Raw genomic sequence first — 11229 nt, 5'->3', positions numbered from 1 at the left:
CGGCTGGAGTGCCCTGGGGCGCGGGACGACAGGCGCTGCGGGGCGTCCGGCCCGCCGGTGTGCGGGTCGGACGCCGGTGTGCTCATGCTGGCAGCCAGCGGCGCACGCAGGCCATGAGGTCGCGCGTATCGACGGGCTTGGTGACGTAGTCGCTGGCACCCGAGGCGAGGCTCTTGTCCCTGTCACCCGGCATCGCCTTCGCCGTGACGGCGATGATGGGCAGCTCGGCGTACTGCGGCATGCGGCGGATCTCGGCCGTCGCGGTGTAGCCGTCCATCTCCGGCATCATCACGTCCATCAGAACGAGGGCGACGTCCGGGTTGTTCACGAGCGTCTCGATGCCTCTGCGTCCGTTCTCGGCGTGCAGGACGCGGAAGCCGTGCAGCTCCAGGATCCCGCTCAGCGCGAAGAGGTTGCGCGCGTCGTCGTCGACGACGAGGACGGTACGGCCGGCCGACGCGTCCTGGACGGCGGGCGGCGTCAGCTGCTGCGGCCCCTCCGTGCGGACGAGGGAGAGCACGTCCCCGGGCTCCTCCGCTGACAGGTGCAGGGCGATGCGCTCCCGCAGTTCGTCGAGGCTGGACAGCAGCTCCAGGGCGCCGCCCTCCGAGCGTGAACGCAGCGTCTCGTCCAGGGGGGCGTCCGTGGGGTGGCTGCTGTGCACCAGCACCGGCACGCTGGTCAGCGCCGAGTCGCCCTCCAGGGCCTGGAGGAAGCGGGACGCCTCGTCGTCAGGCATGCCCAGCTCCAGGACGACGCAGTGGCACGGCTCGGAGGCGAGGGCACCGGCCGCCTCCTGCGCGCCGACGGCGGTGATGATGTCGACGGCGGGCCGCTGGGCACCGTCCGTCCTGCCGTGCGTCAGGTCGGCCACCACGCTCTCCGCGACGAGGGTCAGCAGACCGCGCGACCGCTCCTCCACGACGAGCAGGCGCCGGGGCCGCGGGCCGGGCCCGATCTGGGGCACCGGCACGGAGCCGCCCAGTCCCTCCGGCACGGGCTCCGCCGGGACGCGCTCCAGGGGCCGGCCGGAGTGCAGCAGTTCCTCGAAGTCGGGGCGTGCCACGGGCAGGAACAGCGTGAACGTGCTGCCCTGGCCTGGCGTGCTGTGCACGGAGACGGCACCGCCGAGCAGCTGGGCGATCTCCCGCGTGATGGACAGGCCCAGACCGGTGCCGCCGTACTTCCGGCTGGTCGTGCCGTCCGCCTGCTGGAACGCACCGAAGATCGTCTCCAGGTGCTGCTCCGGAATGCCGATGCCGGTGTCCTTGACGCGGAAGGCGACCACGGGGGCGCCCCGCACGACGCCTTCGGGCACCTCGTCGTCGTCCGCAGGCTCGATGCTCAGCTCCACGCCGCCCTGCTCGGTGAACTTCACGGCGTTCGACAGCAGATTGCGCAGGACCTGGCGGAGCCGGGAGTCGTCCGTGAGCACGTCCGCCGGCGCGCCGGGCGCGGTCGTCACGGTGAACTCCAGGCTCTTCTGCGTCGTCATCGGCCGGAAGGTGGCCTCCACGTACTCGATGAGCTGGCGCAGCGTCACCCGCTCGGGCGTGACGTCCATCTTCCCGGCCTCGACCTTCGACAGGTCGAGGATGTCGTTGATCAGCTGGAGCAGGTCCGACCCGGCGGAGTGGATGATCTGGGCGTACTCGACCTGCTTGGGCGTGAGGTTGCGGGACGGGTTCTGCGCGAGCAACTGGGCGAGGATCAGCAGGCTGTTGAGCGGGGTGCGCAGTTCGTGGCTCATGTTGGCCAGGAACTCCGACTTGTACTTCGAGGCCAGCGACAGCTGCTGGGCGCGGGTCTCCAGCTCCTGGCGGGCCTGCTCGATCTGCAGGTTCTTCGCCTCGATGTCCCGGTTCTGCGCGACCAGCAGTGAGGCCTTCTCCTCCAGTTCGGCGTTGGAGCGCTGCAGTTCCTCCTGCTGGACCTGCAACTCGGTGGACCGGGCCTGGAGTTCGACGGTGAGGCGCTGCGACTCGACGAGCAGCTCGTCGGTGCGGGCGTTGGCCACGATGGTGTTGACGTTGACGCCGATGGTCTCCATCAGCTGCGCCAGGAAGTCCCGGTGGATCTGGGTGAAGGGGGTGACCGACGCCAGCTCGATGACGCCGAGGACCTGGCCCTCCACCACGATGGGCAGCAGCACCAGCGCGGAGGGCACCACCTGGCCGAGTCCCGAGGAGATGGTCACGTAGCCGTCCGGCAGCTCCTCCACCATGATGGTGCGCCGGCTGCGGGCGGCCTGGCCGACCAGGGTACGGCCGAAGGCGATGCGGGAGGGCCGGTTGCTCTCCTCCGGGTAGCCGTAGGAGCCGACGAGCCGCAGTTCGGGCCCGTCCTCGCCGTCCTCGGCGAGGTAGAAGGCGCCGTACTGGGCCGACACCAGCGGGACCAGCTCGTCCATGATCAGCTCGGCGACCACGGGCAGGTCGCGGTGGCCCTGCATCAGGCTCGAGATCCGCGCGAGGTTCGTCTTGAGCCAGTCCTGCTCCTGGTTGGCCCGGGTGGTCTCGCGCAGGGACTCCACCATCGAGTTGATGTTGTCCTTGAGCTCGGCGACCTCGCCGGACGCCTCCACGTTGATCGACCGGGTCAGGTCGCCCTCGGCGACGGCGCTGGTGACCTCGGCGATCGCGCGGACCTGGCGGGTCAGGTTGCCGGCCAGTTCGTTGACGTTCTCCGTGAGGCGCTTCCAGGTGCCGGAGACACCCTCGACCTCGGCCTGTCCGCCGAGGCGTCCCTCGGTACCGACCTCACGGGCGACACGCGTGACCTCGTCGGCGAAGGCCGACAGCTGGTCGACCATGGTGTTGATCGTCGTCTTGAGTTCGAGGATCTCGCCGCGGGCGTCCACGTCGATCTTCTTCGACAGGTCGCCCCGGGCCACCGCGGTCGTCACCAGCGCGATGTTGCGCACCTGGCCGGTGAGGTTGTTGGCCATCGAGTTGACGTTGTCGGTGAGGTCCTTCCAGGTGCCGGCGACGTTCGGCACGTGCGCCTGGCCGCCGAGACGCCCCTCGGTGCCGACCTCACGGGCGACACGCGTGACCTCGTCGGCGAAGGCCGAGAGCGTGTCGACCATCGTGTTGATGACCTCGGCCAGCGCCGCGACCTCGCCGGCCGCCTCGACGGTGATCCGCTGCGACAGGTCGCCGCGCGCCACGGCGGTGGCGACCTGGGCGATGGAGCGGACCTGGCCGGTGAGGTTGGACGCCATGACGTTGACGTTGTCGGTGAGGTCCTTCCAGGTGCCCGACACCCCGCGGACCTGGGCCTGGCCGCCGAGCCGTCCCTCGGTGCCGACCTCACGGGCGACACGGGTGACCTCGTCGGCGAACGCGGAGAGCTGGTCGACCATCGTGTTGATGGTGCTCTTCAGCTCCAGGATCTCCCCGCGCGCATCCACGGTGATCTTCTGCGACAGGTCACCCTTGGCGACGGCCGTGGCCACCAGCGCGATGTTGCGGACCTGGCCGGTGAGGTTGCCGGCCATGAAGTTCACCGAGTCGGTCAGATCGCGCCAGGTGCCCTTGACGCCCTTGACGTCCGCCTGGCCACCTAGGCGTCCCTCGGTGCCGACCTCTCGGGCGACACGGGTGACCTCGTCGGCGAACGCGGAGAGCTGGTCGACCATCGTGTTGATGGTGCTCTTCAGCTCCAGGATCTCGCCCCGCGCATCCACGGTGATCTTCTGCGACAGGTCGCCCTCCGCGACCGCCGTGGTCACCTGGGCGATGGAGCGGACCTGGCTGGTGAGGTTGCCTGCCATGTGGTTCACGGAGTCGGTCAGATCGCGCCAGACTCCGGCCACGCCGGGCACCTGCGCCTGGCCGCCGAGCCGTCCCTCACTGCCGACCTCGCGGGCGACACGGGTGACCTCGTCGGCGAACGCGGACAGCTGGTCGACCATCGTGTTGACGGTCTCCTTCAGCTGGAGGATCTCGCCGCGGGCGGGCACGTCGATCTTCTGCGAGAGGTCACCCTTGGCCACCGCCGTGGCCACCTGGGCGATGTCGCGGACCTGGGTGGTCAGGTTGCCCGCCATCGCGTTCACGGAGTCGGTCAGGTCGGCCCAGGTGCCGGAGACGCCGGGCACCTCCGCCTGGCCGCCGAGGGTGCCCTCGGTACCGACCTCGCGGGCCACGCGCGTGACTTCGGAGGTGAACACGGACAGCTGGTCGACCATGCCGTTGAAGACCGTGGCGATGTCGCCCATGAGGCCGTCCGCGTCGTCCGGCAGGCGGGTACCGAAGTCCCCGTCGCGGACGGCCGTCAGACCGGCCAGCAGCCGACGCAACTCCTGGTCGCCCGGCACCGCGTCGACTACCCCAGTGCTGTCACTGGTCATGCGCACCCTCGTTCCGCTCCCCAAGAGCCCTCAAGCCGAGGACTCGGAACCCCCGGGCCTCGGAGCGGCCCGGTTGTCGTGCATGCGTATTCCACGTTCACGGATGTGTATGCGATGTGGAAATACGCCGCAGGTTAACCCACATTTCCAGACCCGAACAAAGCAGGTGCCGGCGCCCCCGGCCGAACTGCGTCATCGCACCTGGGACCCGTAGGCGACGGTGGCGGGAGGGCCGGCGGACGGCTCCATGAGAGCGGAGCGGGTCCGTTCAGGAGACGGCGGCAGCGTCGATGGAATCCCGCGTCTCCAGGAGGCTGTCGACTCCGGTGATCTCACAGAGACGCTGAAGCTGCAGGGACGGCGCGACCACCCGAAGGACGCCCGTCTGGTGCGTGAGGATCAGCAGATTCAGCAGCGTCGAGTCCGCGAAGGCGATGCCGGAGGCGTCCAGGATCACCTTCGGGTGCTTCCTGACGGCCGCCGCCATCGCGTCCACCAATGGCGTGATCGATTCCATGTCGTAGGAGCCGCGGGCGATGATGACCCAGGCCCCGCGCCACTCGTACTGCACCACCGCGACCCCGTCCGGGGCGTGCGCGTCGGCCTGTTCCCACAGCACCTCGGCGCCGGTGTCGCGCGTGAGTGCCGGCATGCCGGTCTCGTCCCAAGGCACCTTCGGGCTCCTTCTATGGCTCTCCCCCAGGGGAGCACGTCCTGTGTTGCATGAAAAGTATGTCACGTATCTACGTTCGGGCAACGGTGCCCCTTAAAATGCTGCGCATGGTCGCAGTGCCCGAGTCCCACAGCGGATGGACGTTCATCACCAGCCACGCGCGCGTACTGGCAGCCATTGCCGACAACCCGAACGCCCGCATCCGCGACATCGCCGCCCGCTGCCGTCTCACGGAACGCGCCGTCTCGCGGATCATTTCGGATCTGGAGCAGGACGGCTACCTCTCCCACACCCGGGACGGCCGCACGAACACCTACCGGATCGAACCGGGCAAGGTGCTGCGCCACCCGGCCGAGGCCGGACTTTCCGTGGCGTCCCTGCTCTCCCTGCTCGTGCAGGACGAGACCTCCCGCGTCCGGAAGCCCGTAGCCCCGTAGCCGGTCCGCCGGCCACGCGACTCCCGTCCGGACACCGGAGCCCGGACGCAGCACGAAGCCCCTGCGTGACATGCGTCGGGCAGGGGCTTCGCGCGGGCCTCGTGTGCGTCGATCCCGCTTTCCCGCGCACAGCGGGTCTCTTCCTCGGGGCGAGCGGCCCGGCGTGCGAGCGCTGCCCGGTAACAGGGATCCTCCCGGCCGGGCCGGCGGGTCGCCCGGAGTGCGATGACCGGCGCGTCAACGCCCCTTCTCACGGGCCGAGTTCGCGACGGAGAGGTGGGGTCAGCCCCAGCAGGGACTCGGAGGGTGCCCCCACAGACCTCCCGCTCTCGGTCGCGTTAGCTTCTGGGCCGAGGGCTGCAGCTTTCCCCTCCCTCCGTCCGCGCGGATCGGCGTCGCCTCCCAGACCAAGGCCCTTTCATGAACAGCCACTTGTCCCATTCTCGCCTCTCCGCCGCACCAGGGCGACGGATCGGCGTGCTGACCGCGACGAGCGGAGCGCTGCTGGCCGCCTTCTTCGTCGTGCCCCATGCGCTGGCACACGACGGTGTCGACTCCGGAAACGTCGCGGCGTCCTTCCGCCGAGGCCTGATCGCCTACTGGGACTCCGGAAGTCCGGACTTCCCCCGCCAGCTGGACACCACGATCGACTTCTGGTTCCGCTTCCACCTCGTCAAGGCCGCCGTGTCCGCCCTGCTGCTCGCAGCGGTCGTCGTGCTCGGCATCTTCCTGCGTCGGCTGGCCCGGCAGCGGGCGGACGAGCGGCCCGGCCGCCGCGTCCTCGTGCCGGCAGGCGCCCTGGTCGCGCTGCTCGGACCCTTCGCACTGGTCGCACTGGTCGCCAACGTGCAGGGTGCGATGGCCCCGTTCGCGTCCCTGCTCCCCCTGCTGACCGGCGGCGACGCGCGCGCCGACGGGGAACTCGCCGGCACCCTGGCGCAGATGCGGCAGCAGATCTCCGACCACCCCGCCGAAGGGCACTCGCCCGCGCTCACCGCGGTGATCGGCGACTTCGCCCTGTACCACGCGGTCATGGCCGTGATGGCGGCCACGGTCGGACTCGCCCTGGCCGGTCTCGCCGCCGCCCTGTGGAGGCGGCACAGGGCGGTGCCCGACGCCCGGTCGAGACACGCGATGAAAGCCGGCGTCGCGGCTTCCGCCGTCTGCGCCTCCCTCGCCCTCGTCATCGCTGTCGCGAACACCACCAGCGCCGCACACTCGTCCCAGGCTCTCGCCGCCTTCCTCGACGGGGGCTGGTAGGACACCGGCCGTCGGCGGGGGGTGTCACCCGGTCACGAAGGTCGTCACGCTCTGCGCGGGAAGCCGGCCGGTGAAGGAGCCGTTCGACTCGGTGCTCCGGCCCGGGGACGCGAGGGCCCCGCCGGAGTCGGTACCCGTCCAACCGGGACCGCCGCTCGGCATCGGTGGGCTGCCGTTCGAGGCCACCGAGCTCGAACTGCCGGAGGGCAGCCTGCTCGCTCTCTACACCGACGGCCTGGTGCAGAGCCGCGAGCGGGACGTCGACCAGCGGACCGCCGAACTGCAGCAGGCCCTGAACCACTCGACCGCTTCCCCGGAGACCCTGTGCGACACGGTGTTGGAGGCCATGCTTCCGCAACGCCGTACGGACGACGCCGCCCTGCTGCTCGTGCGCACCCACGCGCTGGATCCCCACCACGTCGCCGACTGGGACGTCGATCCCGACCCCGCGCAGGTGCCGCGCGCGAGGAAGCTCGCCGTCGACCAGGTGGACGCCTGGGGCCTGGAGGAGGCGGCGTTCGTCACCGAACTGGTCGTCAGCGAGCTGGTCACCAACGCCATCAGATACGGCGAGCCGCCCATCAGACTGCGGCTGATTCGCGACACCTCCCTGATCTGCGAGGTCTCCGACGCCAGCAACACCGCCCCGCACCTGCGCCGGGCCCGCGCCTTCGACGAGGGCGGCCGTGGCCTGTTGCTCGTCGCCCAGCTCACCCAGGGATGGGGCACCCGGCACACCGCCGACGGCAAGACCATCTGGTGCGCCCAGAGCCTGCCCCAGCCGGAACGGCACTGAGGTCCAGCCCGTTTCCACAGGCCGGCCAGGTAGAGGTCCCCAGGGACGGACCGCCGCTCACCACACCGCCGACGGCCGTGTCCCCGCCCTGGTCTCGGGCGGGGACGCCCTACCGGTCGCGCGGCGGGGTCAGTTGGCGTTCACCAGGTCGTGCGCCGGAACGGTGACCGTCCGCTTGCCCGGCTCGCCGCCGAGCACGATCTTGCGCAGGGCACTGTTGTTGTCGAGGCTGGTTTCCTTCAGCCGCTTCGCGGGGTTCGCCAGCACCTGGATGTAGTAGGTGCCGTTGGGCACGTCGGTGATGTCGAACGACTGGCCCGGCAGATCCTGGGTGTACGTGTCACCGGATCCGACGTCCAGCACCTCGCGGACGGAGATCGAGTTCTCCTCGCCGCAGGCGGTGGCCAGGTCCGTGTTGTACGGGTGCCAGTTGGCGTTCTTCACCGTGTAGTCGATCGCGTCGGTGTTGGCGAGGCAGAACGCTTCCTTGCCGCTGCGCACGGCTTCCTTCTTGTCGGCCTTCAGCAGCCGGTAGCTGGCGAAGTCGGTGAAGTGCCAGTGCACGTGCCCCGGGCGCGGGTCCCACTCCATCGTGCCGGTCGGGGTGTAGCCGACCTGCTTGCCCTTGGCGTCGTAGAAGTACTGGAAGGCGTCCATCTTGGCCTTGCCGGGCTTGCGGAAACCGTCCACCACGAGCTGCGCCGGGCCGGCGTTCCAGACGTTCGCACTGAACGCCAGGTAGTCCTTGCCCGGGACGTCCTTGTCGCCGTCGCTGATCGTGATGCCGTAGGCCGGCAGTGAGCGCAGGTCCGGCTTGGGGACGTCCGGGACGGAGGGCGTGCCGGTCGGCCGCTTCGACCGCGGCTCGAGAGCGGGCGCCTGACGCGAGCCGTCGGTCTGGCCGCCGCCGTCCCGGGCCTGCGGAGACTGGGCGGACTGCTGCTTCTTCTTCAGCGCCCACGGCAGGGCCGGCGGCGCGGCCTTCAGCGGGCCGTGGCCCACGTTGTACGAGGGACCCGCACCGCTCGTCACCGGCGCGGCGGCCTCGGCGGGGGTCGGGGCGTGCCCCGGCCCGTGACCGGCGTGCGCGGTCGGCGCCTGGTGACCGGCACCGTGCCCGGCGTGCGCGGCGTGGCCGTCGGCCTTGGCGGAGCGCGGTACCGCTCCGGTGGAGCCCTCTTCGCCCTCGCCGCTTCGTTCCACCACGGTCACCTTGACCGTGGCCGCCTTGTCGGCGATGCCGAACAGGTCGCGGTACTTCTTGGCGACACCGACCTTGGCGGTGTACGTGCCGGCCGGCAGCTGGACCGGCTCGGTGTAGGAGCCCGCGTAGGTGTTGGACGCCCAGCCCTTCTCGACGCCCCACACCGAGCCGAGGGTGAAGGGGTTGGTGGGGCAGCTCTCCGGATACTTGGAAGTGGAGGGCGCGTCGGGCCGCACCCGGCCGCTGGCGTTGTTCGGGCAGAAGCTCTCACTGCGGGTGAGGACCTTCTTGCCGGCCTTGTCGGTGAGGGTGATCTCCGAGAAGCCGGGCAGCCCGGAGAAGTCCTTCACGGTGCCCGTGGGCAGCTTCTTCGCCTTGGGCTTGCCGCCCTCGTACACCGTCTGAGTGACCGTCACCGGGTCCTTGTAGGACTTCCGGGTCACCTTCAGCTCCAGCGGAGTCCCCTCGGCGATGAGGTAGGTGCCGAGGTCCAGGTACACACCCGGCTCCTCCTTCCAGGAGGTGAGCGTCACCGACGTGGTCGCCGCGACGATGCTCAGCTCGGGGCCCTTCGCGGCCTGCGCGGGCTCCTGCGCTGCGGCCACGATGCCGGCCGTGACGGCCGTCACGGCGACGGCCGTGGTGCCGGCGAGCAGCGTACGCCGCAGCCGGGCGGTGCGTCTTCTGGTCATGGTTGGCTCGTCCTCCGGTGCTGTGAGAAGGAAGCAGGCGGCACCGCGCGTCCGCGGGACACGGGCCGGGGCCGTCAGGTGAGAGGCGCTTTGCTCCGCCCGCGCTGTGAGAGGAGCGGACCGGTTACGCGGTTGTCCGAAGGCGGAAAGGACACGGAGTGTTGGCCGAAATGCCGCCCCCCTGACGAGATCCGGCACGGTCGGACCTCCCCCGCGCACGACCTCAAGACGGCCCCCGAACAACCCACATAGGGGCTACACGCACACCCCGCCCCCGAACTATGTAGTCCCACCACATGTGCCACTGACGTGTGGATTTCTACGGTGTGCCCACACCCACCCGTCCCCACCGCACACGAGGAAGTGGCGCACATGGCCTCAGCAACCACCGCTCCCCCGCCCCCGGGCAACCTCAAGCGCATCGTCGCCGCCAGCCTCATCGGCACCACCATCGAGTGGTACGACTTCTTCCTCTACGGCTCCGCCGCGGCCCTTGTGTTCAACAAGCTGTTCTTCCCGGACTCCGACCCGCTCGTCGGCACCCTGCTGTCGTTCCTGACGTACGCGGTCGGGTTCGCCGCCCGGCCTCTGGGCGCGCTGGTGTTCGGGCACTACGGAGACCGGCTCGGGCGCAAGAAGCTGCTGGTGCTGAGTCTGCTGCTGATGGGCGGGGCGACCTTCGCGATCGGGCTGCTGCCGACACACGCCTCCATCGGGACGGCGGCGCCGGTGCTGCTCACCGTGCTGCGGCTGGTCCAGGGGTTCGCACTCGGCGGCGAGTGGGGCGGTGCCGTCCTGCTGGTGTCGGAGCACGGGGACGCGCGGCGGCGCGGTTTCTGGGCCTCGTGGCCACAGACCGGCGCACCGGCGGGGCAGCTCCTCGCCACCGGTGTGCTGTCCCTGCTCACGGCCCTGCTGTCGGACTCCGCGTTCACCGGCTGGGGCTGGCGGGTGCCGTTCCTGCTCTCCGGGGTGCTGGTGATCGTCGGTTTGTGGATTCGTCTGTCTGTCGATGAATCGCCCGTCTTCCAGCAGGCGTTGGCGCAGGCCGAGGCCCGTAGGGCGGACGTGACGGCGGACGCCGAGAAGCTGCCGCTGGTCTCCGTGCTGCGGCACCACTGGCGTGACGTCCTGGTCGCGATGGGGGCACGGATGGCGGAGAACATCAGCTACTACGTCATCACCGCGTTCATCCTCGTCTACGCCACCACCTCGGCCGGCGTCTCCAAGCAGACCGCGCTGAACGCGGTGCTGATCGCCTCGGCCGTGCACTTCGCCGTCATCCCGGCGTGGGGCGCGCTGTCGGACCGGATCGGCCGGCGGCCCGTGTATCTGGTGGGCGCGGTCGGTGTCGGGCTGTGGATGTTCCCGTTCTTCTCGCTGATCGACACCGGGGGCTTCGGCAACCTGATCCTCGCCGTCACCGTCGGCCTGGTCCTGCACGGGGCGATGTACGCGCCCCAGGCCGCGTTCTTCTCCGAGATGTTCGCGACGCGGATGCGCTACTCCGGGGCCTCGATCGGCGCCCAGTTCGCCTCGGTCGCGGCGGGCGCGCCCGCGCCGCTGATCGCCACCGCGCTGCTGTCCGACTACGGCAGCTCCACGCCGATCGCCCTGTACGTGATCGCCGCCGCCGTGCTCACCGTCATCGCCGTGGCGGCGGCCAAGGAGACCCGCCACCGCGACCTGGCCGACGTCGCCGTCCCCGCGGGGCAGGAGCCGGGCCGGGCCGCGGCCGTGGAGGACGCCCGGACCGTCTGACCCGCCCGGAAACCACGGCCGCGCGACGGCCACCGGCCCCCGTACGTCCCGC

General features: G+C 70.4%; 6 protein-coding genes and 1 pseudogene. 4 read left to right on the top strand and 3 right to left on the bottom strand.

Annotated elements, in window-relative coordinates:
- Positions 1–82: 82 nt before the first annotated feature.
- Together ACFZDI_RS07620 and ACFZDI_RS07615 are read right to left on the bottom strand one after the other, a co-directional pair.
- Entirely contained in the window at positions 83–4354 is a 4272-nt protein-coding gene (locus ACFZDI_RS07620; protein ID WP_391248486.1) for a HAMP domain-containing protein, read from the bottom strand.
- A gap of 268 nt (positions 4355–4622) precedes the next feature.
- Positions 4623–5027: an STAS domain-containing protein gene (locus ACFZDI_RS07615; RefSeq protein ID WP_391248484.1), complete on the bottom strand. Its 405-nt coding sequence runs from the start codon at positions 5025–5027 to the stop codon at positions 4623–4625.
- A 107-nt stretch (positions 5028–5134) separates the two neighbouring features.
- On the opposite strand from ACFZDI_RS07615, the gene ACFZDI_RS07610 reads away from it, so the two are divergent.
- The 3 genes and pseudogenes from ACFZDI_RS07610 to ACFZDI_RS07600 form a co-directional block, all read left to right on the top strand.
- Positions 5135–5464: a helix-turn-helix domain-containing protein gene (locus ACFZDI_RS07610; protein ID WP_234846190.1), complete on the top strand. Its 330-nt coding sequence runs from the start codon at positions 5135–5137 to the stop codon at positions 5462–5464.
- Positions 5465–5941: 477 nt separating this feature from the next.
- Positions 5942–6724 carry a tat (twin-arginine translocation) pathway signal sequence gene (locus ACFZDI_RS07605; protein WP_391248481.1) on the top strand — a complete coding sequence of 261 codons (783 nt, stop codon included), beginning with the start codon at positions 5942–5944 and terminating at the stop codon, positions 6722–6724.
- A gap of 28 nt (positions 6725–6752) precedes the next feature.
- A pseudogene (locus tag ACFZDI_RS07600) lies at positions 6753–7520 on the top strand (SpoIIE family protein phosphatase); the annotation flags it as partial.
- Between the two features lie 129 nt (positions 7521–7649).
- Here the strand turns inward: ACFZDI_RS07600 and ACFZDI_RS07595 are convergent.
- Positions 7650–9416: a lysyl oxidase family protein gene (locus tag ACFZDI_RS07595; RefSeq protein ID WP_391248480.1), complete on the bottom strand. Its 1767-nt coding sequence runs from the start codon at positions 9414–9416 to the stop codon at positions 7650–7652.
- A 372-nt stretch (positions 9417–9788) separates the two neighbouring features.
- Between ACFZDI_RS07595 and ACFZDI_RS07590 the strand changes: the two genes are divergently transcribed.
- Positions 9789–11177, top strand: a complete 1389-nt coding sequence (locus ACFZDI_RS07590; protein ID WP_391248478.1) for an MFS transporter — start codon at positions 9789–9791, stop codon at positions 11175–11177.
- Positions 11178–11229: the final 52 nt, after the last annotated feature.

Origin of the sequence: Streptomyces sp. NPDC007907 (assembly GCF_042959365.1) — a bacterium.
Taxonomy (GTDB): Bacteria; Actinomycetota; Actinomycetes; order Streptomycetales; family Streptomycetaceae; genus Streptomyces; species Streptomyces indiaensis.
This window is presented reverse-complemented; position numbering and strand designations above follow the sequence as displayed.